17 protein-coding genes and 1 pseudogene are annotated in these 25,120 nt (G+C 69.3%); 8 read left to right on the top strand and 10 right to left on the bottom strand.

Annotated elements, in window-relative coordinates:
* Positions 1 to 66 precede the first annotated feature (66 nt).
* The 3 genes from E1165_RS13640 to E1165_RS13630 all read left to right on the top strand — a co-directional run bounded on the left by E1165_RS13640 (position 67) and on the right by E1165_RS13630 (position 6,228).
* Positions 67 to 1,869, top strand: coding sequence for an NAD-binding protein (locus E1165_RS13640; protein ID WP_165945217.1), 1,803 nt, complete (start codon positions 67 to 69; stop codon positions 1,867 to 1,869).
* A 541-nt stretch (positions 1,870 to 2,410) separates the two neighbouring features.
* The gene (locus E1165_RS13635; protein ID WP_132391381.1) at positions 2,411 to 5,011 is read left to right on the top strand and encodes a polysaccharide lyase family 1 protein; all 2,601 of its coding nucleotides are present in this window, start codon (positions 2,411 to 2,413) and stop codon (positions 5,009 to 5,011) included.
* A 197-nt stretch (positions 5,012 to 5,208) separates the two neighbouring features.
* Positions 5,209 to 6,228 carry a PaaX family transcriptional regulator C-terminal domain-containing protein gene (locus tag E1165_RS13630; RefSeq protein ID WP_132391379.1) on the top strand — a complete coding sequence of 340 codons (1,020 nt, stop codon included), beginning with the start codon at positions 5,209 to 5,211 and terminating at the stop codon, positions 6,226 to 6,228.
* 275 nt (positions 6,229 to 6,503) lie between these two features.
* Here the strand turns inward: E1165_RS13630 and E1165_RS13625 are convergent, their stop codons facing one another.
* Positions 6,504 to 7,505, bottom strand: coding sequence for a pectate lyase (locus E1165_RS13625; protein ID WP_243704749.1), 1,002 nt, complete (start codon positions 7,503 to 7,505; stop codon positions 6,504 to 6,506).
* 311 nt (positions 7,506 to 7,816) lie between these two features.
* Between E1165_RS13625 and E1165_RS13620 the strand changes: the two genes are divergently transcribed.
* Positions 7,817 to 9,055: a S8 family peptidase gene (locus E1165_RS13620; protein WP_132391377.1), complete on the top strand. Its 1,239-nt coding sequence runs from the start codon at positions 7,817 to 7,819 to the stop codon at positions 9,053 to 9,055.
* Positions 9,056 to 9,175: 120 nt separating this feature from the next.
* Here the strand turns inward: E1165_RS13620 and E1165_RS13615 are convergent, their stop codons facing one another.
* The 6 genes from E1165_RS13615 to E1165_RS13590 form a co-directional block, all read right to left on the bottom strand.
* Complete coding sequence (locus tag E1165_RS13615) at positions 9,176 to 9,820, bottom strand: response regulator transcription factor (RefSeq protein WP_132391375.1); 645 nt, start codon at positions 9,818 to 9,820, stop codon at positions 9,176 to 9,178.
* Positions 9,811 to 10,911: a sensor histidine kinase gene (locus E1165_RS13610; RefSeq protein ID WP_132391373.1), complete on the bottom strand. Its 1,101-nt coding sequence runs from the start codon at positions 10,909 to 10,911 to the stop codon at positions 9,811 to 9,813. The genes E1165_RS13615 and E1165_RS13610 overlap by 10 nt, the downstream gene beginning before the upstream one ends.
* Positions 10,912 to 11,134: 223 nt before the next feature.
* Positions 11,135 to 11,491, bottom strand: a complete 357-nt coding sequence (locus tag E1165_RS13605) for a hypothetical protein (RefSeq protein WP_371687342.1) — start codon at positions 11,489 to 11,491, stop codon at positions 11,135 to 11,137.
* Positions 11,492 to 11,661: 170 nt separating this feature from the next.
* Positions 11,662 to 12,420, bottom strand: coding sequence for a DedA family protein (locus E1165_RS13600; RefSeq protein ID WP_132391369.1), 759 nt, complete (start codon positions 12,418 to 12,420; stop codon positions 11,662 to 11,664).
* Positions 12,421 to 12,832: 412 nt separating this feature from the next.
* Positions 12,833 to 14,227, bottom strand: coding sequence for a glycoside hydrolase family 43 protein (locus tag E1165_RS13595; protein ID WP_243704748.1), 1,395 nt, complete (start codon positions 14,225 to 14,227; stop codon positions 12,833 to 12,835).
* A 124-nt stretch (positions 14,228 to 14,351) separates the two neighbouring features.
* Positions 14,352 to 15,845: a family 43 glycosylhydrolase gene (locus E1165_RS13590; RefSeq protein ID WP_132391367.1), complete on the bottom strand. Its 1,494-nt coding sequence runs from the start codon at positions 15,843 to 15,845 to the stop codon at positions 14,352 to 14,354.
* A gap of 1,191 nt (positions 15,846 to 17,036) precedes the next feature.
* On the opposite strand from E1165_RS13590, the gene E1165_RS13585 reads away from it, so the two are divergent.
* Positions 17,037 to 18,749 carry an L-lactate permease gene (locus E1165_RS13585; protein WP_132391365.1) on the top strand — a complete coding sequence of 571 codons (1,713 nt, stop codon included), beginning with the start codon at positions 17,037 to 17,039 and terminating at the stop codon, positions 18,747 to 18,749.
* Positions 18,750 to 18,858: 109 nt separating this feature from the next.
* On the opposite strand, the gene E1165_RS13580 is transcribed toward E1165_RS13585, so the two are convergent.
* Positions 18,859 to 19,752, bottom strand: a complete 894-nt coding sequence (locus E1165_RS13580; protein WP_132391363.1) for a LysR family transcriptional regulator — start codon at positions 19,750 to 19,752, stop codon at positions 18,859 to 18,861.
* 72 nt (positions 19,753 to 19,824) lie between these two features.
* Here E1165_RS13580 and E1165_RS13575 point away from each other — a divergent pair, with 72 nt between their 5' ends.
* Positions 19,825 to 20,805: a DMT family transporter gene (locus tag E1165_RS13575; protein WP_243704747.1), complete on the top strand. Its 981-nt coding sequence runs from the start codon at positions 19,825 to 19,827 to the stop codon at positions 20,803 to 20,805.
* 359 nt (positions 20,806 to 21,164) lie between these two features.
* Positions 21,165 to 23,150, top strand: coding sequence for a serine hydrolase (locus E1165_RS13570; protein ID WP_165945216.1), 1,986 nt, complete (start codon positions 21,165 to 21,167; stop codon positions 23,148 to 23,150).
* Positions 23,151 to 23,325: 175 nt separating this feature from the next.
* On the opposite strand, the gene E1165_RS13565 is transcribed toward E1165_RS13570, so the two are convergent.
* The gene (locus E1165_RS13565) at positions 23,326 to 23,730 is read right to left on the bottom strand and encodes a nuclear transport factor 2 family protein (protein WP_132391359.1); all 405 of its coding nucleotides are present in this window, start codon (positions 23,728 to 23,730) and stop codon (positions 23,326 to 23,328) included.
* A gap of 98 nt (positions 23,731 to 23,828) precedes the next feature.
* On the opposite strand from E1165_RS13565, the gene E1165_RS13560 reads away from it, so the two are divergent.
* Positions 23,829 to 24,197 (top strand): helix-turn-helix domain-containing protein, encoded by a 369-nt coding sequence (locus tag E1165_RS13560; RefSeq protein WP_243704746.1) that lies wholly within the window; start codon positions 23,829 to 23,831, stop codon positions 24,195 to 24,197.
* 404 nt (positions 24,198 to 24,601) lie between these two features.
* On the opposite strand, the pseudogene E1165_RS30735 reads toward E1165_RS13560, so the two are convergent.
* Positions 24,602 to 24,814 (bottom strand): annotated as a pseudogene (locus E1165_RS30735) (hypothetical protein); the annotation flags it as partial.
* Positions 24,815 to 25,120: the final 306 nt, after the last annotated feature.

The following is a 25,120-nucleotide window of genomic DNA, read 5'->3' as shown; positions in this document are numbered from 1 at the left end:
TCGTCGCTCATCACCGGAGGCCGGCGGCGTCCGGCTCAACGAGCGGCGGATGGCTACCATGCGGACGTGTCCGATGACACCGAGCAAGCAACCGAGGCGGACCCGGCAAGCCAGCGGTTCGTGGTCTGCGGGGACGGTGCGCTGGCCCGTCGCCTGGTCACCGAGCTGGTGGACCGCTACGGTGTCGCCGTCACGGTGGTGCTGTCCTCGTTGACCGACGACCACGCGCCGGACATCGCCGAATTCGGACCGGAGACCGGAGTGGCGGGACTACGTCCGGAGATCATCGTGGCGCGTCGCCTGACCGGTGAGGTGCTCGACCGGGCCGGCGTCCGGGACGCCGCCGCCGTGGCGCTGGTCAGCGGCGACGACGTGACCAACGTGGACGCCGCCATGGTCGTCCGGGAGCTGGCTCCGGAGGTACGGCTCGTGGTGCGGCTGTTCAACCCGGTGCTCGGCGAGGGCGTGGCCGCGATGCTCGGGGACTGCGCGGTGCTGTCCGGGTCGGAGATCGCCGCGCCGGCGTTCGTCGCCGCCGCGCTCGGCGACGGCACGCCGACGTACCTGCGGCTGCCCGACGACGAACGGGTGTGCACCGCGATGCGCGCAGCCCTCGATCCGACCAGCGCCGATGTGGTCTGCGGCCTGGCCGACACGAACGGTCCGGAGCCGGTCGTCCTCCCGGCGGACCAGGCGGCCGCCGGCCTGGTCCTCGTCCGAACCTACGGCCGGCGGCGGCCGGCCCCGCCGCGCCGGCGCCCTCGCGTGCTGCGGGCCGTCGGGTTGGTGTTCAACCGCAACCTGCGGCTGGCACTGGCCGGGACGGTCGGACTGTTCACCGTCGCGAGTGCGTTGTTCGCGTACACCCGTGGCCTGAATCCCGCGGAGGCCGGCTACCTGACGCTGCTCACCGCCCTGGGCGGCGCCGACGCCGATCCGGCCGCCCCGCTGGCCGAGAAGGTCACCGCGGTGGTGCTGGTGATCGCCGGAGTGGCACTGCTGCCCACGATCACCGCCCTGATGGTGGACTCACTGGTACATGCCCGTCTGGCGGTGGCTGCCGGCGGACTCACCGACCCGATCGACGACCATGTGGTTCTGGTTGGTCTGGGCAACATCGGCACCAGGGTGATGGAGGAGTTGCACTCGTTCGGAATTCCGGTGGTCGCAGTCGACCGGACCGATTCGGCCCGCGGCGTGGCGGTCGCCCGTGGGCTGGGCATGCCCGTGATCGTCGGGGACGCGACCCGCGCGGAGACCTTGCGGGCCGCCTCGGTGCAGACCTGCCGGGCGCTGGTGGTGCTGACCTCCGACGCTGTCACGAACCTGGAGACCGCCCTGTCGGGGCGGTCCGCGCACGAGGCGCACCACGCTTCGTCGGCCACAACCGTGGCGCCACTGCGGGTCGTACTACGACTGTTCGACGACGGCTTCGCGGAGCGGATCCAACGCACCTTCGGTATCAACCAGTCGCGCAGCGTGTCCTATCTCGCGGCACCGGCGTTCGCGGCCGCCATGATGGGTCGCGAGGTCATCGACACCATCTCGGTCGGCCGTCGGGTGCTGCTGGTCGCCGACCTTCCGGTGGGTGCCGGCTCCGAACTCGAGGGTCGGTACTGCCACGAGGTCACGCGGCCCGGTGCGGTGCGTGTCCTCGCCATGCGGACCGGCCGGGCCGGACAGACGATCTGGTCGCTGCCGGAGCGCCGGCCGCTGGTGCGCACCGACCGGTTGATCGTGGTCGCCACGCGCGCCGGGCTCGCCGCGCTGCTCCCCCGGACGGTGCCCACTCCTGACGCTCCCCCGCTGGCCGACGGGGCGCCGCTGCGGCCGATGGCCACCACACCACGCCCCCGCGAGCAGTCGTGACCGCTTGCCGGGGCCCTGCGACCAGGGCGTGGCCGAGCGCGTCATGACCACAACGGACCGGGCCAGCCGGTCGGGTCAACTGTCCCCATCTGGCGTGAGGAGGCGGCGTGTTGGTGCGGATGGTCGGAACGCTCCGGCGCCACTCCTTGTTCAGCACCGACGGGGTTGACGACGAAGGCAACGGTCCGCATCAATGGATGCCGACCAGCCACGGCAAAGGAGGTGCAAATGACGGCAGACTGAGCTCCGGACAGAATCGAACAATCCCGGGCATCGAACAGCCCGGCCAGGGCCTTTGCGCGCATTTACTGCAATAGACCTGCATATTGAATGTATTGAATACAAGAAAGCCCTTTCCCTATCGTTGGGTGCACCCGGTTTCCGACGTGTTACCGGCACCGCACCGGTGGGCCACTCCGGCCCTCCCGCGCAGAGCCGGCTCCTGCCGCGTCAGCACCCTGGCCACCCCGACGAGTCACGGCCATGGTGATGGTCGACGCCGGGGCCGGTCGAGGTCGGAAGATCCGAGAGGAGAGGGATGATGAGATCTGCGACTCCCGCCGCTGGCGAGGCTCACACCGCTGGTCGACCAGCCTGGCGCCGAGCGCCCCGCGGGTTGCTGGCCGGCACCGCGGCGGCAGCCCTGGTCGCCGCGATGCTGTCGATGTCCATCGGGGCCGCACACGCGGCGACGATGTTCGGTGACGACTTCCAGGACGCGAACGCCACCGGCTGGTCGAGCTCGGGCGGCAGCTGGTCGGTGGTGAACGACGGCTCACTGGTGTACCGCCAGTCGAGCACCGGTTCGGACGCGAAGGCACAGGCCGGCTCGACGTGGAGCGACCAAACCGTGCAGGCACGGGTCAAGCCGATCACCTGGAGCAGCGGCTCCGGCCGCCTCGTCGGCGTGATCGGCCGGGCCCAGACGATGACCAGCTACTACTACCTGGCGCTGACCAACGGCAACCAGGTCGTGCTGGGCAAGCGGACCTCGGGCGGCCACACCACCCTCGCCTCCGCACCCTCCGTGGTGAGCACCGGAACCTGGTACACGCTCCGGCTGGAGGCGTTCGGCAGCCAGCTGCGCGGATACGTCAACGGACAACAGGTGGTGTCGGCCAGTGACGGCACGTTCAACTCGGGCCGGATAGGCCTGGCCACGCTGTACGCGAGCGCCTCGTTCGACGATGTGCTGGTCACCGACCAGCCTGGTGGCGGCCAGTCGCCGAGCTCGCCCCCGACGAGCTCACCGCCGACGAGCTCGCCACCGCCGTCCCCGCCGGACGGCCAGGCGGACGGGTACGCGGCCATGAACGCTCTGGGACAGAACGGCACCACCGGCGGCGCGGGCGGCCCGAGCGTGACGGTCGACACCGCGAGTGAGTTCCTCGAGGCGATCGCCCGGCCCGGCCCGCTGGTGATCCAGGTCTCCGGGACGATCGACCTGCCCGGACCGATGCACGACGTCAGCTCGGACAAGACCATCGTCGGGCTGGGCTCCACGGCCCGGATCACCGGGGGCGGCCTGAACATCGGACTGCCGATCGATGACAGCATTACCTCGCCACCGGCGAACGCGGTGCACAACGTCATCATCCGGAACCTGACCTTCAGCGGCTGGGACGACGACGCCATCAACGTGCAGATGTTCTCCCACCACGTGTGGATCGACCACAACGCCGTCCTCAACAGCGCCGGCGTGGACGGTGGGGTCGACGTCAAGCGCGGGTCGGACTACGTGACGATCTCGTGGAACCACGTCACCCACGACAAGAACATGCTGCTCGGGCACGCGGACGGCAACAGCGCGCAGGACGCCGGCCGGCTACATGTCACCTACCACCACAACTTCTTCGACGGCACGCAACAGCGCAACCCGCGGACCCGGTACGGCAATCCCGTGCACGTGTACAACAACTACTACCTGGCCAACGAGGACTACGGGGTCAGGGCGGCGACCGCGTCGGGTGTCCTGATCGAGGGCAACTACTTCCAGAACGTCGAGGACACGTTCCACCGCTCGGGCGGCAGCATCGCCGCCCGGGACAACTGCTTCGACAACTCGGCACCGGGCCAGACCGGCGGAACCGTCCTGCCGATCCCGTACCAGTACACGGCGCAGCCGTGCGCGGACGTGCCGGCGGCGGTGCGCGCCGGGGCTGGCGTCGGCAAGCTGGGCACCAGCCCGACCCCGCCGGCCACCACTCCGCCACCGACCACGCCGGCACCGACCACGCCGGCACCGACCACGCCAGCGCCGACCACCCCGCCAGGTGACGGGCCGATCGGTTGGGCGTCGATGGCCGGCGGCACCACCGGTGGAGCCGGCGGCCGGACGGTCACCGTCACCGACGGCCCCACCCTGGCCGACCTGCTGGAGTCGAACGAGCGCCTGATCATCCAGGTACAGGGCATGATCACCATGCCGGACGCGATGAATGACGTCCACTCCCACAAGACGATCATCGGGGTGGGAGCCAACTCCGGCTTCCGCGGTGGCGGGTTGAACATCAGCAGCGGCTACAGCAACATCATCGTTCGGAACCTCGTCTTCACGGGTTGGACCAGTGACGCGATCGAGGTCGAGGGCCAGGCCCACCACATCTGGGTCGATCACAACCGGTTCACCGGTGCGGGCGGCGGCGCCGACGGCTCCGTGGACATCAAGCACGGATCGGACTACGTGACGGTGTCGTGGAACCACACCACGCACGACAAGAACATGCTGCTGGGGCACGACGACGACAACACCGCCGATCGGGGTCGCCTGCGGGTGACGTACCACCACAACTGGTTCGACGGCAGCGCCGAGCGCAACCCGCGGGTGCGGTACGGCAACCCCGTACACGTGTTCAACAACTACTTCGACAACAACGAGGTCTACGGGGTGGCGTCGACGGTGGAGGCCGGTGTCCTCGTGGAGGGCAACTACTTCGAGAACGTGCCGCGGCCGATCGCGGTGGGCTACGCCGACTCTCCGCCCGGAAACGTGGTCCAGCGCCACAACCTGTTCGTCGGGTCCGGCCCGGTGGAGAGCACCGGCACCGGGGTGGACCCGATCCCGTACGGCTACCCGCTGGACAACGCGAACACCGTGCCGGCCACCGTCATGGCCGGCGCCGGAACCGGCAAGATCGGCTGAGCGGGGCAGGACAGCCTGCCTCCGTCACGCCCACCGGGGATGCTGGCGGTGACGACCGGATCGTCACCGCCAGCGCCGTGACCGCACCCGAACGCCACAGCGCGGGACCGTACGGCAGGGCGCACACGTCCGCTCCTTCACGGACCGGCGTTAGGGTCGGTACGCCCGCACTCACCCGCGCCCCCGGGGAGCACTCTGTGGTACGCCCGTTCAACATCGAGGAGATCTTTCCCGAGGCACACGCCGGATCCTCGCGACGACGGCGCCGGCAGACCGGCAGCTCTGCTCACGGCCTCGCGGTGACGCTGCTCGCCGACTACACGGTGCGCACCCGGGCCTGGCTGCCGTCGGCGGTGATCGTGGCCCTGCTCGGCGAGTTCGGGGTGACCGGCGGCGCCGCCCGGACGACGATCAGCAGGCTGGCCCGCAGGGGTGTGCTGGAGGGAAGCCGGCAGGGTCGGTACAGCTCGTACCGTCTGACGGAGCCGGCCGCCGTCGACCTGTCGATGGGCGGCGCCTCGATCGCGGCTCTGGCCACGCGACCGGACTCCTGGGATGGGTTGTGGACGGTCGTGGCCTTCTCCATGCCCGAGGGGGAGAGCACGCGGCGGCGGGCGCTGCGGGCGTGCCTGCGCTGGCACGGATTCGCGCCGCTGTACGACGGGGTCTGGATTCTGCCTCACCCGCTGGACGCCAAGGGGCGAGCCGAGTTGGCGGCCCTGGCGCTGGGGGCGGTCACCGTGTTTCGCGCGCAGCACATGGAGTTGGAGACGGTGACGAACCGCGATCCGGTCGGCGCGTGGGACCTGCCGGCCATCGCCGACCAGTACGCCGGGTTCATCCAGCGCTGGAGTCCGCTGCTGCGTCGCATCGAGGCCGGAGCTGTCACCGGTACCGCGGCGTTACGGACCCGCACCGAGGTGATGGACGTCTTCCGTCGCATCCCGGTCCTCGACCCCATGCTCCCCACCGAACTGATGCCGCCCGGCTGGCCACGCACACGCGCACGGGAGGTGTTCGTGGCGATGTACGACGGCCTGGCGGCACCGGCCGAAGAACACGTACGAGCTGTCGCGGCACGCGTCACCGGCGCGCCTCATCCGGACCTGCGGGCGCACACCACTGCCGAGATGGCCGGCGTCGCCCATGCCCGAGCTGACCACGGCCGCCTGGGACGGGACGAACACCATGCCTCCGGGGCACCTGCCACCGGCTGACGCCGTCGACGGTGATCTCCCTGATTGCTTGGGTGGCCCGGTACGGTGGTGCCGGTGCCGGGGCCCGCGTGTCGGGCGCGTCGGTCCAGCTTGCTCCCGGGACCTACGGCGAGTCCGTCACTCCGGGTTCGGCGTCCCCCAGCCACTCCCCACGCCATCGGGCGCAGGGTCGAGCGAGGCGGGGCCCGCGCGAAGCGGACGTACCAGTGGACGTCCGGTCTGGTCAGCTTCTTCGCGACCTGGTCGTACCAGCTCGCTCAGCGGGGGATCTCGGCCTACCGGTAGGTGATGTCCGAGCTGGAGTACCGGCAGGAAGCCCCGTCCGCGCCACTTGCGATCCTCTTCGGCTCGGCACCGCTGCTGTTGCCGGTGAACCGGTCGCAGATCGAGATCTTCCTGCTGGTGTCGCCAACGACGGTGACCTCGCGGAAGGTGGCTGTGTCCCCGTAGTTGGCGTTGACACCTGCGAGAGCCTGGCCCGGCGCGGTGACCTTCACATTCTCGATGACCACCGCCCTCTTGTGCTGCGTCTTGCAGTTGCCGCACGAGCGGTACAGCTTGCCGAAGTCCTCCACCTGGAAGTTGCGGATGGTGAGCGCACCTCCGCCGTTGTGCTGGAAGACCTTGTCCGACGCCCCCCGCGCGCCACCGCCGTCGACGAGGTACCTCGCCGAGGCGCCTCCCTTGAAGGTGGCGGCGTCCTCGCCGACATCCTCCCACCAGACGTTGCGGATCGTGCACGAGCCGCGGCAGAGCACCCCGTCCCCGGCCGGCGCGCCGATGACGACGTTCTTCAGCGTCGCGCCGTCCGCGAGCTCGAACATCGGCGGCTGGCTCTCGCCTTGCGAGCCGTCACCGACTCCGTGGTAACGCCTCATCTCACCGTCCAGACCGGAGCTGGGCACCGTGATGGTCGCGGTGACCCTCCGGTTCGTGGTCGGCTTCGGCCAGGCCGGGAACCCGGCCGCCGATCCCCCGCTCGGCCCGGCGTTGGACCTCGGTCCGGCGGTGATCCTGGTCGACGCGGTGGGCGACGTCGTCGGGCCGGACGACCTCGTTCCGCTGGGCGGGGCGGTCGCGCTGTTCGGGAAACCGGCGGCAGTTGTGGACCTCGGCACGGCACTGGGAGAGGTCGCGGGTGCGGCCCCCACGTTCACCATCTCAAGGTCGTCGTTGTCTGCCGTCGCCATCCGCCCCACCGTCGCGACCAGGCCCACCACAGCCACGACCACCACGCCGACCAGCACCCGCCGGCCCGTGACGATCTTGTTCGACACACATCCTCCTCGAAGGTCAGGGGTGACGGCGGACAACACGTTCCCGGTCGGGAGGTGGGCGACGACCCGACGCACCGGCTCCGGTTGCGCGGCCTCTGGTCACCAACCAAGATCATGCCGCCTGGGCGGGACGCGGGAAAGTGTCCTAACCCAGAATTAAGAAGCAGCACCAACCTGGCGTGAACCGCAGGATCACCCGCATCCGCACATTTGCGATCATGGATGCATGGGCTACCTTCCTCCTATGTCCAGGCCGCATCCGGAGCGATGCACAAGTCGCCCCGGAAGGCCTCACAGGAGGAGGACGCAAGATGACAGGTTCACGTGTCCGGGTCCGGTTGTTCGCGCTCACCCTGGTGGTCACACTGACCGCCGTGCTGACCCCCGGTGGCAACGCCTCCGCGACCACCGCGACCGCCGTCGAGGGGACGATCCGCCACGCCGGCGGCGCAGACGCCGTACCGGGCAGTTTCATCGTCGTGCTCCGCGACGAACTGGTGCGCCCGACAGCCCGGGCCGGCGCCCCGGCCGAGGTCGCCCGGGTGGCAGACCGGCTGAAGGCGCGCCACGGCGGCACCATCGGCTACGTCTACCGCCACACCGTGGCCGGATTCGAGGTACGCATGCCGGAGCGGGCGGCCCGTCGCCTCGCCGCCGACCCTGCCGTGGCGTACGTCGAGCAGAACCGTAGGACGCCCCTCATCGGGCCCGGCGTCCAACCCAACCCGCCCTCGTGGGGGCTGGACCGGATCGACCAGCGCGCCCTGCCGCTGGACGGCCGGTACGCCTATCCGAACACCGCGCACAACGTGCACGCGTACATCATCGACACCGGCCTGCGGAGCACGCACACCGACTTCGGCGGCCGCGCGGGAGGCGGAGCCGACTTGGTCGACGGCGCGCTTCCCGCCGACGACTGCAACGGCCACGGCACGCACCTGGCCGGCACCGTCGGAGGAACCCGGTACGGAGTCGCCAAGGAGATCCGGCTCCGTCCGGTACGGGTGCTCAACTGCTCCGGCAGCGGCAGCTACGCGACGGTGATCGCCGGGGTGGACTGGGTCACCGGGAACGCCGTCCGGCCGGCGGTGGCACTCCTGGCCCTCGGTGGCGCGGCCAACTCGACCCTGGACGCCGCGGTGACCCGTTCGATCTCCTCGGGCATCAGCTACGTGGTGGCGGCGGGCAGCTCGGGTGCCAGCGCCTGCAACTACTCGCCTGCGCGGGTGCCGGCTGCGATCACCGTCGCGGGCACCACGTCGTCCGACGCTCGGATGCCGAGCGGCAACTACGGCAGTTGCCTGGACCTCTACGCCCCCGGAGCCAACATCTCGTCCACCTGGCACACCAGCGACAACACGACCACCACCATCAGCGGCAGCTCGATGGCCGCCGCGCACGTCGCCGGATGCGCCGCGCTCGCCCTCTCGGCGAATCCGACCTGGACCCCCGCCCAGGTAGCCAGCTACCTGACCAGCCGGGCGACCACCGGCGTCGTCGGCGGGGTGGTCGCCGGCACCCCGAACCGCCTCCTCTACTGCGGCGCCTGACCGCACGCGGCGCGTGCCGGCGACCGGTCCGGCACGCGCCCGCCCGATCGGCGGCATCGACGTCGTTCGCGCCCGCGGTGGTGTCGGGTGGCGGAGGCACGGGGTCGTGCGGACGCACTGTCAGGTGCCGAGGTATTGCAGGATTGCCAGCACCCGGCGGCTGTAGCCCACACTGCCTGACAGGTCGAGCTTGTCGAAGATGGCGTTGATGTGTTTCTCGACCGCGCTCTGCGAAACGTGCAAGCGTTCGGCGACGGCGGCGTTGGTGTGACCCTGGGCCATGTGGTGCAGGACGTCGCGTTCCTGGGCGGTCAGGCGGTCGAGCGGGGCGGTGTGGCTGGTGCCGGACACGAGTTGCCGGACGACCTCGGGATCGAGTGCGGTGGAGCCGGCAGCAACGCGGTCGAGCGCGTCGAGGAAGTCGTCGACCTGCGCGACACGGTCCTTGAGGACGTAGCCGACGCCCTCGGAGCGGTCCGCGAGGAGTTCGGCGGCGAAGCGTTTCTCGACGTACTGGGAGAGGACCAGCACGGCGACGTCGGGCCAGCGGCGGCGGATGTCCAACGCGGCGCGTAGTCCGTCGTCCGTGTTGGTGGGTGGCATGCGCACGTCGGTGATGACGATATCGGGATGGTGCTGTTCGACGGCGGTGACGAGTTGGTCGGCGTCGTCGGTGGCGGCGACCACCTCGTGGCCCTCGTCGACGAGCAGGCGAGCCAAACCTTCCCGCAGCAGGGTGGAGTCTTCGGCGAGGACTATGCGCACGGCAGTACCGCCCGGATGGTGGTGGGGCCGTCCGGCGGGCTGTCCACCGCGAACCGTCCGTCCAGGGCAGCAGCCCGGCGGGCGAGGCCCTGCAGCCCGGTGCCGTGCGGGTTGGCGCCGCCTACGCCGTCGTCGTGTACCAGCATCTCCACCTCGGTGCCAACGGGCGTGATCTCGATGGTGATCACGGTAGCGTGGGCGTGCTTGACGGCGTTGGTGATCGCTTCGCAGGCGACGAAGTACAGCACGGTCTCGACGGGTCGCGGCGGCCGGAGCGACAACGTGTAGCTGATCCTGACGGGGATCGTCGAACGTTGCGCGACCAGGGCCAGCACCTCGTCGAGGGTGCTCTGCTCCAGCGCAGACGGGTACACCCGCCAGGCGACCTCCCGCAGATCTTCGATGGCGCGTCGGGTGTCTACGTGTGCCTGGACCAGCAGTTCGCGTGCCGTGTCGGGATCACGGCTGCGCCGGGCGCGGCCGAGGAGCAGGCCGAGTGCGACAAGGCGCTGCTGGAGGCCGTCGTGCAGGTCGCGTTCGATGCGTTGGCGTTCGGCGTCCACCGCGGACATCACCGCGGCCCGACTGGCGGTCAGTTCGTCGATGCGCCGCTGCAGCGCCTCGCGGCTGCTGGCCTGCAGGAGGGCGCGGGCCAGTCGCCGGTCCAGGGCGGCGATGCTGGCGATCGCCTGCAGGTTCACCACCAACAACGCCGACCCGATGACAACCTGCGTCAGCAGTTGGGGTACGGCCATGCTGCCGACCAGGACGGCGCGGACGACGATGGCGGCGAGCACGACCCCGACCGCGAGGAGACCGAAGGCGAGCGCGCCGAGCGCGCCGGGCAGGAGCCGGACGGCGAGGTAGGCCAGCAGGCGGGATGCACCGACCCGCACCGGCGGTGGATCCGGCCGACCGGCGAACCGCGCCAGGCGGCGCCGCTCCCACTCGACGACCCGCCGCGCGTACCGGATGACCACGGCAGCGACACGGCGCCGGGCCGGCGGCGCGACCGTCGTGACCGCGGTCACGACCCCGGCCAGCAGCAGCAACAGCCCCTCGCCCGCCGCGCTGAGCACACCGATCAACACACCGGCCAGAGGCCGAACCCACTGGAGGATGATGGCCCACCACGACCGACGCTGTGCAACAGCGCGTTCTGCCACGTTGCTCACCCCTTCCAGGCCTTGTGTGATCCGGTCATGGGTGGCCGAGCACCGAGCGGGTGCACCGGGACACCCGACGTCGTCGGCTACCCGCCCCGGCACCGACACGGTGACCGTGCCGCCGTGGTCACGGCCGGTCGTCCTGCCGTCAGGGGACGTAGGGTGCGGTGAGGCGCTGGACGTATCTGCGTTGCCAGGGCGTCTCGACGGCGTGCCGGTCGTAGTGCCGCCGGACGAACGCGACCGCCTCGTGGGGTGGCACGCCGTCGAGGACGGCGAGGCAGGCCAGCGCGGTGCCGGTACGGCCCCTACCGCCGCCGCAGGCGATCTCGACGCGTTCGGTCGCGGCACGTTGCCACGCCACGTGTAGTACCTGCTCCGCCTGTTCGCGGTCACGGGGAAGCCAGAAGTCGGGCCAGTGCAACCACATGCTCTCCCAGTCGACGGGTGGCGGTGTGCGGCCGAGCAGATACACGCCGAAGGTGGGCAGCGGTCCGGGGGGCACGGGCCGGCGCAGGCCTCGACCGCGTACCAGGCGTCCGGATGGCAGACAAAGGACGCCGGGACCAGGCTCCCAGGTGATCGATTGCATGAACCTCCTGTACGTGCCGGCTACTGCCGGTACCGACGCGTCGATCTGTGTGCGTGCATCATCGCTGCGGGCCACGGCGGCCGTCATCGGTGGTCCTCCGCGCGGCGCGGCGAGCCGTACATCGTGCCACGTCCAGTCCGCGGAGCCCGACCCTGCTCCATGCCCGTCTTCGGCATGCTCGGCTCAACCATGCCGTCGGCGGCGAACCGTTTCCCGCGCGTCCTCACCAGCCGCGAGATGACGAAGTACCCGGCCACGAACGCGCAGACGACGAGGACAAGGTTCTGGAACGTGCCCACATGGGCCTCTACGGCGTGCCAGTTCTCCCCGAGCAGGTAGCCGGCCATGACGAACACGGTGTTCCAGATCAGGCTGCCGAGCGTTGTGTACAGCAGGAACGTCGCCAACCGCATCCGCTCGATCCCGGCCGGAATGGAGATCAGGCTACGGAAGATCGGAATCATCCGGCCGAAGAAGACGGCCTTCGCGCCGTGCCGGGCGAACCACGCCTCCGTCCGGTCGATGTCGTTCAACTTCACCAACGGCAGTCGCGCCGCGATCGCCCGAACCCGGTCCCGGCCCAACGTGACACCGACGTAGTACAGCGCCACCGCACCGACCACCGAGCCCAACGTGGTCCAAACGATGGCGCCGGGCAGGCTCATCTTGCCCTGACTCGCGGTGAATCCCGCCAACGGCAGGATCACCTCACTCGGGATCGGCGGGAACAGGTTCTCCAACGCCACCGCCAAGCCGGCACCGGGACCACCCAGTCGCTCGACCAGGTCGGTCACGAACCCGACCAGACCGGCGTCCGCTGGCTCAGACTCCCTGGCCGACAGCTCACGGTGCCCGCGATCGTGCCGGCCCTCGTGGTCGCCCGCCGGGGCCTACGCGTCACCAACTGGGTGGGGGCTCAGCACCGGCGGGCTCATCCTCCTTGTCGGCGTTCTGCCGCTGACCTGTCTTGAAGGTGGGCATCGCACTGGCACCTTCGCCGGTGGGGTTTCTCGCGGCCGGGAGCAGCGGCCATCGGCCACTTTGGAAGTTAGCTTCGCAGGCCCGTAGGACGAAGTCCCTATGGCCGAACCAGCTGAACACTGGGTCACTGAGATGGTGCCGGCTCTGCCAACTCACCTCGTCCCTCGACAGGTCCACGTAGCTTCCGGCGAGGTCGGGTTTTCCCCCACCGCGCTCGAAGGTCAGCGGGGGGACGGCCGCCGCGGGGCGTACGGCCCACGGCGGCCGATTCCGTCAGTAGACCACCTTGAACGTGGCGTCCTGCTTGTCGGTCGTCGACGAGCTGCTGCTGATCGGGTCGATACGCAGCACGTAGCTGGAGTGCCGGATGTACCGGCTGGGAAAGTTGTAGGAACGGTACGAGGTCCAACTCGAGTCGGCGAACCCGTTCACCGGGTAGAACGTGGCGTCCGCCTTGAACACGCTGGTGTTGTCGTTCGTGTTGAGCACCAGCGCGTAGTTGGAGTGCCGTAGGTACATGTTCGGGAAGTTGACCGACTGGAACGACACGGCGGTGGAGTCGGCCAGACCGGGGACGATCTTCCACATCTGGTCCTGGTACTGGTCGAACGGGTACGCGTCGATACGTGCGACGTTGCTGGCGTGGCGCACGTACCGGCCCGGGAAGTTGTAGGACTTGATCCGGTTCCAGGTCGGAGTGCCCCACCTGGCGATGAGGTTGGACATCTCGGTGGCGGTGATCGGCGTGATTCCCAGGTGCTTGGAGTTCAGCGGCTGGGTGTAGGCGCGGTCGTCGAGCAGAGTCCACGAGCCGCTGGCCACGTCGGTGGTCTCCCAGGCGAAGAAGCGGCCGTTGGGGCTCCACGTGTCGCCCCACATGTGCCACCGGTTCTCGGTGTTCGACTTGACAATCTGTGGCGCCTCCACCCCCCGGCCGGGGGAGATCGGGTTGGTGTAGATGCTGAAGCTGCCCGGGTTCAGCGTCGTGGAGCGCGTGCCGAGGAGGGTGCTGTTGGTGTTGTTCTTGTAGTACATGTAGTTGACACCGTTGACGGTGACAAAGTTGCCGTCGATGGTGTCGTAGCCGGGGTCGAAGAAGACCTGCGGCTGCGAGGCGGTGACGAAGTCGCTGGTGTAGTTGACCATGAGCACGTTGCGGCCGCCGACCACCGCGGAGTAGACGACGGCGTACTGGTTGCGGGAGGCGTCCCAGATCGCCTCCGGTGCCCAGGCGTGGGTGGCCAGCGAGTGCACCTTGAGCAGGCGGTAGTTGGTGTAGGTGCGCAGGTCGGTGGAGTCCCACACGTGCAGGTACTGGCTCTGGTAGTTCCAGTCGGTGCCCTTGAGGTCGGTGGCCATGACCACGAAGGTGCCACCCTGCTTGCGCAGGATGAACGGGTCGCGCAGACCCGTGCTGCCCAGCGTCGGGGTGGCCACCGGGTTGCTCTGGTTCAGCGGTGTCCACTGGAGACCGTCTGAGCTCACCGCCAGGTGCAGCCCGTAGTTCGCCGCGCTCATGTTCGGCGACTCGGTGAAGTAGGCCATGGCGTAGCCGGCGTAGGTGGCTGCGGCGGCGGCGCCCGGACGCAACAACGTCCCGGCGGCGGTGCCGGTGCCGAGGGAGATCGCCGCGCCACCCACGGCGGACAGAAGACTGCGACGCTTCACTTTTTACCTCGTTTCGGATCGACGTGCGACGTGGCTGGCGGACAGTGGTAACGGCTATTCCAGGTAGAAGGTGGCGTCGGCCCGGGCGAGGGTGGTGCTCGCCGTCTGCACGTACAGCAGGTAGTTAGTGGACCGGCTGCAGCTGCCACTGCTGGCAGTTGTTGTTCAGCCACGACCACTGCCGTACGTCGGCCCCGTTGGTGGTGCCGCAGTTGGTGACGTCGGCGACCTTGCCACTGCCGACGTTCACCAGCCGCACCCAGCCACTCTGGTCGGTGACGACCAGGCGGAACTTCTGACAGTTGTTGTTCTGCCACGACCACTGTTGGATGTTGGTGCCGTCGGCGGTGCCGCAGGCGTTGACGTCGAGCACCTTGCCGCTGCCGACGTTGACCAGCCGGCTGGTGTCGTTGCCCAGGTCCTCGATTCGCCACTGCTGGTTGGTGCCGCTGTGGCATCCCCATTGCATGACGTCCGCGCCGTCGGCCGTGGAGCCGTTCGCGACGTCCAGGCACCTGCCGCTGTTGCGGTTGACGATCCGGTACGCCGTCGGCGTCGCCGCGGTCTCGCCGGAGGGCCCGTCCAGCGTCACGCCGGTCGCCACCGGGGTGCCCAGGTTCGGCGTGCCGTCGGCGTTCCAGGTGAACTTCTGCGCCCGGGTGGTACGCGTGTTGCCGCAACCGCCGTTGGAGGCCGCGTTGGCGTGGTAGACGATCCAGCTCTCCGTGCCGTCCGGGGAGGTGAAGAAGCCGTTGTGTCCGGGCCCGTAGACACCGTTGGCGTCGTTGCGCTGGAAGATCGGGTTGGCGGACTTGGTCCACGACGAGGCGGAGAGCGGGTCGCCACCGGCGTAGGTGAGCATGCCCAGCTTGTAGTCGGCAGTCCCGCAGTAGCTCGCCGAGTACACGACGAAGGTCTGGCCGTTGCGCTGCAGCGCCACGGCCCCCTCGTTGACCGGTGATCCGGACCGCTCCCACGGGTTGGTCGGTTGCGAGATGACGCTGAAGGTGTTGCTGGCGAGCGTGTACGGGTTGCTCATCGGGGCGATCACCAGGCTCTGTTCGCTGCCGTTGACGAACCCGCTGCCGAGCAGGTAGAGCGAGCCGTTGAGCTGTAGCACGCTGGCGTCGATCAGCCAGCCCGGTCCCGGGGTGAGGTTGGAGCCGGCGAGCGTGTTCTTGTACGTGTACGGACCCATCGGGTCCGTACCGGCACTCTCCAGCACATGGGTGCGCTGCGTGTCGCAGCACGCCGCCCCGACCTGGGCGCCGGAGTAGTACAGGTACCACCGGTTGTTGAGGAAGTGCATCTCAGGTGCCCAGAAGTTCGCCCCGCGTGAGGGCGTCGTGTCCTCCCACACCTGCACGCTCGGCGCGGTCGCGAGCCCTGCGAGGGTCGGCGACTTGCGCATCAGCAGCTTGTTCGTGCCGGTCGTGGTGATCAGGTAGTAGTTGCCGTTGTGGTGCTCCAGCCAGGGGTCGGCCCCCTTCTGGGCATTGATCGGGTTCGTGTACGGCTTGCCGGGCGCGGCGGACGCCGGCTGCGGTATGCCGACGGCCAACGCCGTGAACAGCGCGGTCACCCCCGCGAACCAGGCCCGACAGTGGGTTCGGAGCATGTACGTGTCCTCCCGGCGGAAGCGAACCGACCATACATCGACATATTCTTTTGTTAGCGCTCACATCGATGAGCCGCCGCCGACGCTCCGAGAGCCGGGACAAGCCGACGCTCGGGCATGGTCCGGCGTGCCACTACCACGGACAGAAGCTCAGGGCCCGACGTCGAGCTGTGGCGGTTACGACGACGTGACGGAAGTGTTAGCGCTAAACCGTCGGTCGTCAAGAGGGACTTGCGTCAGGGCGCGTACGACAACGGGCCCGGGTGCTCCCGGGCTCCACCCGGCAAGCGCGAGTCGTCTGTCGGCTCCGCCTGAAACGGGCCCCCTCGTTCCGGCTGACGGTGATCACGCTGACCGAACAGCATCACCACCACCCGCTCTGCCGGGAGGTAGCGGGCACCGGCCTCGCCCGGCTGCCGGGAGCGCAACCAGGAGGGCAGGGCTGACACACTGAGCGTTGACGCCGGGTCGGACTGTCCAGCAGTACCAGGCGAAGAGCACGGTCGCGATGCCGATCCCGATGTCGAACCACGACGTCGCGGCGCCCAGCGCATCCCGCCGGTCGTGGCCGAACTGCCGGATGACGTAGTCGGTGTCCCCTGAGGGATCAGCAGGTAGTCGCGAGCCCCACCGGCATAGAGGGCAAGCGCCGCGACGGCGACGACCCACAGGTGCCAGGGTCTGCGTACCTGGTGTCCGTGCTCCGTGCCGTCAACGGTCGGTCCTTTCTCGGATCACCGGTGCGGCGCTCCGGCGCGTCGACAGCGGGTGCCCGGTGCGGCCTGGTCGCCGCGACGGCGGGTGTAGGCGTACGTCGCCAGGGCCAGGGCCCCCCACGGGAACCAGAACAGCCCCGTCCAGATGCTGCCGTCGCGACCAGCCCGGCCGCTGCCGCGACCGCGAACGCGACACCGGTGGGCAGTGGCTCGGCGGCGGGCAGCCAACGGCCCATGTTGGCGCCCTGGGAGGCTGTTCACCTACCTCAACGTCGCCGCGCTGCATCAGCCCCACCACGGTCACCTTTCAGGTGCCGAGCCAGAGAGCCGTTCGATCGCCGCCGGAGGGCCCGGCAGGGGTGAGCGTCGCTGCCGCTTGAGCATCCTGGAAGACGTGTCCGGCCCCCGGCTGCCGCAGGATCGTAGCGACCCCCATCCGTACCCGGATGGGTGACGGCGACCTAGAGGCGGGCAGATGTACCGTCCGGAACTCGATCCGGTGGCGGACTCGGTGGCTTGGAGCGCGGCGGTCGCGGGCCTGCCGATCCTGACCCTCTTCGTCCTGCTCGGCCTGTTCCGGGTCCGGGCCTGGGTGGCCGCGTGGGGCTCGCTCACCGTCGCGCTGCTGGTCGCCGGCCTGGCGTACGCGATGCCCGCCGACCAGGCCGTGCTGGTCGCCGGCCAGGGAGCCGCGTTCGCCGTCTTTCCGCTGGCGTGGACGTTCGTCACCGCCATCTGGATCTACCGGATGACGGTGGTCACCGGGTCGTTCGACGTGCTGGGGCGCTCCTTCACGCGGGTCAGCGCGGACCGGCGGGTCCAGGCGCTCGTCATCGCGTTCTGCTTCGGCTCGCTCCTGGAAGGGCTGGCCGGTCAGGGCACCCCCGTCGCCATCACGACGGTGATGCTGCTCGCCCTCGGCTTCCGGCCGATGTCTGCGGCGGTCGTCGCGCTGGCCGCCAACACCGTGCCGGCCGCGTTCGGGCCGCTGGGCCTGCCGATCACCACCCTCGCCCGGGTCACCGATTTGCCGGCCGGGGAACTGGGTGCCATCGCCGGCCGCCAGGTGCCGGTCGTCGCGGTGTTCGTACCGCTGCTGCTGGTCTGGCTGGTAGACCGGCGCCACGGGCTGCGGCAGACCTGGCACATCGCCGTGGTCTGCGGCCTGACCTTCGGCCTGGCGCAGTACCTGACCTCGAACTACCTGGCGATGGCCCTGGCCGACATCGTCGCGGCGCTGGTCAGCGCGGTTGCCGTGGCGGTCGTGGCCCGGCGCTGGCCGCCGCGGTACCGGCCCGCCGGCACCACCACCGGGACGTCGCCCACCCGCGGCCCGGTTTCCGGCCCACCGACGCCGCGCGCGCCCGCCCGGGGGCGCTCGGCTGCCGGCACGTCCGGCGCGGCGACGGCCGTGCTCGCCACGCCTGCCCTGCCCGACGGGCGGGATTCGAGGGCGGACGTCTGGCGGGCGTACGCCCCGTACGCCACGATCGTCGCGATCTTCGGCCTGTCCCAGGTCCCGGCGGTCGCCGAGCTGTTGAACCGGGTGACCGTGACGTTCCACTGGCCCGGCCTGGCCCTGGTGACGACGTCCGGGGCGCCGTCGACGGTCCCGCTGTTCCGCCTGAACTGGCTGTCGTCGACCGGAACCCTGCTCGTGCTGGCCGGTCTGGTCACGATGGCGCTGCTGCGCGTCCGGCCGGGCACGGCCGTCCGCGCCTACCGGGACACGCTGGTCGAGCTGCGCTGGGCGATTCTGACCGTCTGCGGGCTGCTGGCCCTGGCCTTCGTCATGAACGCCAGCGGGCAGACGACCACGCTGGGGACCTGGATGGCCGGCGCCGGCGGGTTCTTCGCCGTCCTCTCGCCGGTGCTCGGGTGGCTCGGCGTCGCACTCACCGGCTCCGACACCTCCTCGAACTCGTTGTTCGGCGCGCTTCAGGCGCGCGCAGCGGAGCGCGCCGGCCTCGATCCGGTGCTGATGGCCGCGGCCAACGCCTCCGGTGGCGTCGTGGGCAAGATGATCTCGCTCCAGAACCTCACCATCGCGGCGGGCGCGGTCGGACTGCACGGCCGCGAGGGCGACCTGTTCCGCCGGACCTTCGGCTGGAGCCTCGTGCTCATCGCCGCGATGGCGCTCCTGGTCGGCCTCCAGGCGACCCCCGTACTGTCCTGGATGGTGCGCTGAGCCCACCCGGCCCGTGTCCGGCCGGGAGGGCATCGTGGATTCGCTCGGCGGTGCCGTCCGCCTCCCACCTGGCGTAGTAGTCGTGGACCGTCCTGTACGGCGGGGTCTCTTACTGTCTCGTCGCGTCCTTGAGGGCGTCGAGCAGCGTGCGCAGTGCGGGCTGGTCGAGGGAGGTTTCCCGGACCGCGGCGTGGATCGTCCTGGTCGGTTCGGGGTGGCCGACCGGGCGGATGGCGACGCCAGGATGGCGGGCGCCGAGCCCCAGTCGGGGAATCATGCTGACGCCGAGGCCGGCGGCGACGAATCCCTGGGCGGTGGCATAGTCTTCTGACCTGGCCACGAAATCCGGGTGGAAGCCTGCCGTGGCGCAGGCGTCGATTATCGGGTCGAGGCACGGGCCGGGGGGTTCGCTGCCGACCCAGGGTTCGCCGGCGAGGTCGGCGAGGGCGATGAGGCGTTGCGCAGCGAGCTGGTGGCCGGTGGGAAGCACCGCCTGGTACGCGTCGTCGAGCAGGTGCACCAGGCGGACGCCGTGGTGATGCTCGTCGGCTGGCCGACGCACGACGATGGCCAGGTCGGCGTGGCCCCGTTCCACCTGTGGCAGCAGGTCGTCCGGGTCGGTCAGTTTGGGATCGATCGCCATGCCGGGGTGTTCGCGGCGGACTCGGGCGAGGGCGGGTGCCAGCAGGGTCGGGCCGACCGAGGCGAAGTAGCGGATGGTCAGCCGGCCCGTACGCCCGGCGCGTAGGTCGGCCAGTGCGGTCTCGGCCTCGGCGAGATGTTGGCTGATGATGGCCGCGTGTCGAGTGAGCAGTCGACCCGCCGCCGTGGGCCGCACACCTCGGCCGACCCGTTCCAGCAGCGCGATCTCGGCTTCCTTCTCCAGTGCCGCCACCTGCTGGCTGACGGCCGAGGGGGTGTAGCCGAGGTGTGCCGCCGCCGCCGTCACCGACCCGCTGGTGACCACCGCACGCAGCACCTGCAGACGTCGCACATCAAGCATGTAGTGCAGCTTAACAGAAGTGCAGAACCTTTTTCTTGTCCTTCCAGGTTTGTTGCGGCATCGTTCACCAGGGTGATCAACGAAACGGCGGTGAACGGTGTGATGGGCAGGCTCTGGGGGTGGGCGCGGATCGGCGTGCTGGCCCTGTTGTGGGGATCGACCTTTCTCTGGATCGAGCTGGCCCTGGGCGCGCTGACCCCGGTGCAGGTCACCCTCAGCCGGTGCGTCCTCGGGTCGGTCACGCTGTTGGTCGCCTGCCTGGCCTCACGTCGACGACTGCCGCACGACCCGGCGATCTGGGGCCGCATCGTCGTGGCCGCCTTCTTCTGCAACGCCCTGCCGTTCGCCATGTTCAGCATCGGCCAGCAGAGCATCGACTCAGGGGTCGCCGGCGTACTGAACGCGACCACCCCACTCTGGTCGCTGCTGGTCGGCGTCGTCATCGGATCCGAGCGCGGACTCCGGCCGGCCCGGCTGGGTGGACTCCTGCTCGGCTTCGTCGGGGTGGTGCTGATCCTCGCCCCGTGGCAGGCGACGGAGTCGGGCGGCTGGGGCGCGCTCGCCGTCGTCGTCGCGGCGGCGAGCTACGCCGTCGGCTTCACGTTCATGGGCCACTGCCTGGTCGGCAGGGGAATCCCCACCATCTCGCTGTCCACGGCGCAGCTCATCGTGGCGACCGCCCTGACCTCGCTGACCCTACCGGCCGGCGGTCTGGCATCGATCGAGATCGGCCCGAAGGCGCTGGCCGCCGTCGTGATCCTGGGCGTCGTCGCCACCGGGATCACGTTCCATCTCACCTACAAGAACATCGCCACCGAGGGTGCCACCAACACGGCCACCGTCGGCTACCTGCTACCGGTGGTCTCGGTGGCGCTGGGGGCCATCGTGCTCGACGAGGACTTCAACCCCCGGATCGCCATCGGGATGGTGGTCGTGCTCGTCGGAGTGAGCCTGACCCGCCGGCACAACCCGTCAGCAGCAGCACCGACGGAAACGCCCACCGAGAAGCTTCCGCGCTTCCTACCGAGACAGGAGCAGGAGGTACGACAGTAACCGCACTGACGGTAACCACGGCTCCCGCCACATCCCTGTCCACGGACTGGCTCGACGCCCTGCCCGAGCAGGTCGCGCGGCCTCGTCGGCGCCCAGGGACCACGGTTCGCCCGGTGCCGGTCCAGGGGGGGGTGTTGCTGATGCGGTCCGCAGGCAGGCGAGCATAGCGTCACCAAGGTTGGTCACGAACGACTCCGTCGGCCCGTGATAGGGCGATGGCCCTTCCCGGACCCCTGCTGGCTGCCGGCGTCCAGCGGCGTCCAGCGGCGTCCAGAATGCGACGTGTCCCGGCTGGAACGCGTGCCACTGTCCTCGGGCGGGCTCGGCCCGCTCGTCAGATCGAGGAGAGGGAGCACGTCATGCATTTCCGGCACGTGACAAAGCAGGGTCCCGCGACGGTACCGCGTGACCGAAAGCAAGACTTCACGCTGAACGCCCTCCGGCAGCCGAGCGTCACCCATGCCAGCTCGTCAGCGCCCAGGGCACCTCAGCGGCTCGGCGCGCTGCTGTTGGCGCTCGTCGTCGCCACCGTCTTCGCCGTCTGGAGCGGCCAGCAGCCGGCGCGGGCCGATGCCAACGCCCTTACCGACGACAGGTCGGTTTCCGTCCCCACCGGATGGTGGTCCTACGCCAACGTCACCGAGCAGTTCGTGAAGGACCGGCTCGACGAGCACGACGCCCGGCTGACCGATATCGAGGTTCACGACGCGGCCGCCGGCACCTACACCGTCGTCATGGTCCGCGGCTCCGGCGCGTACGCGGTGCCCGGCTGGTGGTGGTACCCCCGTCTGACCTTCGACGAGGTGGGCCAGAAGCTCAACGAGCACACCGGCCGACTGATCGACCTCGACCCGTACGTGGTCAACGGTCAGGTCCGGTACGCCGTGGTGATGGTTTCCAACACCGGCTCCGCAGCGCGCACCTGGTGGTGGTCGAGCGGCGTCACCTCCGCGGCGGTCGGTGACCTGCTGCCCGCGAACAAGCCCAACCCCGGCGACCCGGCCAAGCGTCTGGTCGACCTGGAGACATACCAGGTCAATGGCACCAAATTGTACTCCGCTATCTACATCGCCAACATCGGGGCCGACGCCAAGTCCTGGCAGTGGTGGCTCAACCAGAGCTCAGCCTCCGTAAAGCAGAGAATGGACGAGTTCGGCGGACGGATCACCAACCTGGAACGCCAGGCCGACGGCACGTACAACCTCATCCAGGTGCACAACTCGGGCAGCGACGACAAGGCCTCATGGGTGCACTTCGGCCTCACATCCATCAACCAGGTGCTCGACGTGGCGGCACAGCACGGCGCGCGCGTGTTCGATGTCGACACGTACCTGGTCAACGGTGGGCGCCGGTACGACGCCGTCATGATTGACAACGCGAACGCGGAAACCCGCCGGCTGTCCGACCTGATCGCACCCGCGTACACCGACGCCAATGGGCTACCCACCGCTGACTTCGGCTTCTACCTCAAGCGGATCGGCGGCAGCCAGAGCGCCGGCTTGCAAACCACGCTGCAGTACGAGCCGGCCAGCTCCATCAAGGCGGTGCACAACCTCACCGTCATGCGCAGCGTGCGCAGTGGCGAACAGCTCAACGCGTCGTTCACTTACTACAACTACCCGAACAGCCCGTTCTGGCCGAACACCAAGGACGCCTGCCCGATTCCGGCCGACGAGGTGACGGCCAACCGGGTGACCAGCACCCTTGACTTCGGCAAAGACAACATGATGTCCATCTCGGACAACCGCACCACCAGGGGCGTCGTCCTGCGATACGGGCTGGGTACGGTCCAGAGCGCGGCGATCGCGGCCGGGATGACCTCGACCACGATCAACCAGGACCAGATCGGCTGCGCCTTCCTCGGCGGAAAGCGCAACTTCACCACCCTCGTCGACATGGGCCGGCTCTACGAGGGAGTGGAGGACGGCACCCTGCTCGACGCCGGGCAGTTCCGCACCGAATTCTTCCAGCCCATGAACAACGGTGTGGGTGGCGCGCTGGCGGCCATCGTGACGGCAGAGGCCAACGCGCAGGGTAAGGGTGCCGTGGCCGCCGACTTCATCGCCCGCATGCGCAACCACTTCAAGGGCGGCAGCTACAACGTGCCGTGTGACCAGGCCGGTTGCTCGAACGGCTGGGTCTACGTCCGTACCAACGCCGGCAGGATGGCCCTTCCCGTCAAGTCGGGCGGCGTCGTGGGCGAGCGGGTCTTCGTGTACGGCGCATTCGTCGACAACCAGTTCGTCTGTGCCACCTGCTCGACGGCGACGCTGGACAACGCCGTAGCGAAGATCAACGTCGAGCTGTTCCGCGCCGAGATCCGATCTGCCCTGCTCACCTGGTAGTCACACGATCCGACCTCGACATCAGCAATACCGAACAGAGGTGCTGATGCCGGTGGGGCGCACCGCGTCGCAGGGCGCCCCACCGGTCGTCATATCGATCATGAATTAGGTCTCAAACGGTCGCCCCGATCGCTGACCGCGCAGACCGATCGGCGGTGACAACAGCGTCTGCCACTCAGCCGGCGCCCCAGAAGGCGTCCTCGCCTTGCTGGTCGGCCGAGAACAGCCACACCTCGGCAACCTTGTCCCCCTCGACGCGCAGCACGTCGACGCCGTCCATCGACATCTCGGCGCCGTCACGTTTGGCGCTGAAGTGGACCGGAAGTGCGACGAACGCGCCGTTGACCATCGGCGCGCCAGTCACCTGGACGTCCAGGGTGCCGTTGGTGACGGCCATCTGCCCACCGAGCATGTCGTTGACCGCGCCGACGCCGTGACGCGAGCCGGAGAACCGGTTGTCGCCGGGCTGGTGCCACACGATGTCATCGGCAAACAGGCTCGCCACCGTAGCGAAGTCCTTGGCCTTCATCGCGTCCACGTACCGGCGGGCAACTGCGAATGTGTTGGTGGACTCGGACATCGGAAATCTCCCTTGGTCAAGGTGTTTTCGCTGCTGGTAGCCTATGGTCTCGATTGGTTACCAGTTACCTCAACGTAACTGACGGAAAGGTGTGGTCGGTGTCACAGCACCCGGATATCAGCGTGCTCACCGCGACCTGCCCGTCGCGTACCTCGCTGGCCCGCATCGCCAACAAGTGGACGGCAATGATCGTGATCGTGCTCGGCGACCGGCGGCGACGATTCGGCGACATCCGCACCGCCGTCGACGGGATCAGCGGGAAGGTACTCACCGACACGCTGCGCGACCTGGAACGCGACGGTCTCGTCGCCCGGCACGTCTACGCCGAGGTGCCACCCCGGGTCGAATACGAACTGACCCCGCTGGGACACACGCTGCACGAACCCTTGCGGGCGCTGGGCCTTTGGGCCGAACAGCACATCAATGCGGTGCTCGCCGCACGCGAAGAGTACGACGCCCGCCGCTGAACTCGCGTCTGCCTGCTGGTCCCCCACCGATCGGACACGTTCGTCGGCAACTCAAGATCATGATGGCGTGCGCGACCCAACCACCTCCCTCGACACCAGGGAACCTGAGCCGCCCGACTGGCAACAGACGCGAGCAGCGGAGATTCCTGGGCAAAGCTGTCGTTCCGGTCGACCGTCGTCCACCGGCGAGTCTCGTCCTGCGTGGAACGCGCGACGGTCGTCCCACTGCGACCCGACGGCCCCGTCGCCACCGCCGACCGGGCCCTCGCGGCGTTGCGTCGACACCTCGACCGGTGCGCCCTCGCGGCCAACACCAGTTCGTCGACGGTCCATTGGTCGTCGGCGTGTCGGCCGTAGTGGTGGGCGGTGACGTGTCCGGTGGTGGTGATGAGGAAGTCGGCGGGTAGCCCAAGGACGGTTTCGCCGCGGGCGGGGGGTGCGGCCATTCCCGCGGCGGCGCCGCGCAGGGCTGCGGCCCATGCCCGGGGGTGTAGCGGGGCGCGGGGGGAGGTGCCGACACCGAAGCGGGTGCAGAGGTCGCGCTCCGGGTCGGCCACAGCGGGAAACGGCAGGTCACCCTGGTAGGGCAGCATGGCGGCGGTGGTGGAGTGGAACACCACGATTTCGCGGATGCTGGCGGCGAGGATGTCGTCGTGTCGGCGGGCGATGCCGCGCAGGTGCAGGTTGCAGATGGGGCAGCCAGCGAAGCGTCGGAATTGTAGGTGGACGAGGAGGTGCGGGTCGGGAATCCGGACCGGTTCGCCGGTGATGGCGGTGAGTTCGAGCGGCTCGATCCGCTGTCCGCTGTGAACCTTGTACATGCGAGGGATTCCTCTGCGGGTGGTCAGGTTTGTGGGGCCAGGCGGGGCCAGGGGTGGCCGTGGGTCTTGCCGGCGGCCAGTGATTCGCGTACAGCGGTACGC

This window comes from Micromonospora sp. KC723 (assembly GCF_004348595.1).
In the GTDB taxonomy this organism is placed as follows: domain Bacteria; phylum Actinomycetota; class Actinomycetes; order Mycobacteriales; family Micromonosporaceae; genus Micromonospora.
The sequence above is the reverse complement of the archived record's forward strand: the minus strand, read 5'-3'. Positions and strand labels throughout refer to the sequence as shown.

Excerpts from the sequence above, each read along its gene's own strand:
- E1165_RS13635 (WP_132391381.1), top strand. The coding sequence starts at position 2,411 with ATGAGATCTGCGACTCCCGCCGCTGGCGAGGCTCACACCGCTGGTCGA.
- E1165_RS13585 (WP_132391365.1), top strand. The coding sequence starts at position 17,037 with ATGTACCGTCCGGAACTCGATCCGGTGGCGGACTCGGTGGCTTGGAGC.
- E1165_RS13570 (WP_165945216.1), top strand. The coding sequence starts at position 21,165 with ATGCATTTCCGGCACGTGACAAAGCAGGGTCCCGCGACGGTACCGCGT.
- E1165_RS13565 (WP_132391359.1), bottom strand. The coding sequence starts at position 23,730 with ATGTCCGAGTCCACCAACACATTCGCAGTTGCCCGCCGGTACGTGGAC.
- E1165_RS13590 (WP_132391367.1), bottom strand. The coding sequence starts at position 15,845 with ATGCTCCGAACCCACTGTCGGGCCTGGTTCGCGGGGGTGACCGCGCTG.
- E1165_RS13580 (WP_132391363.1), bottom strand. The coding sequence starts at position 19,752 with ATGCTTGATGTGCGACGTCTGCAGGTGCTGCGTGCGGTGGTCACCAGC.
- E1165_RS13620 (WP_132391377.1), top strand. The coding sequence starts at position 7,817 with ATGACAGGTTCACGTGTCCGGGTCCGGTTGTTCGCGCTCACCCTGGTG.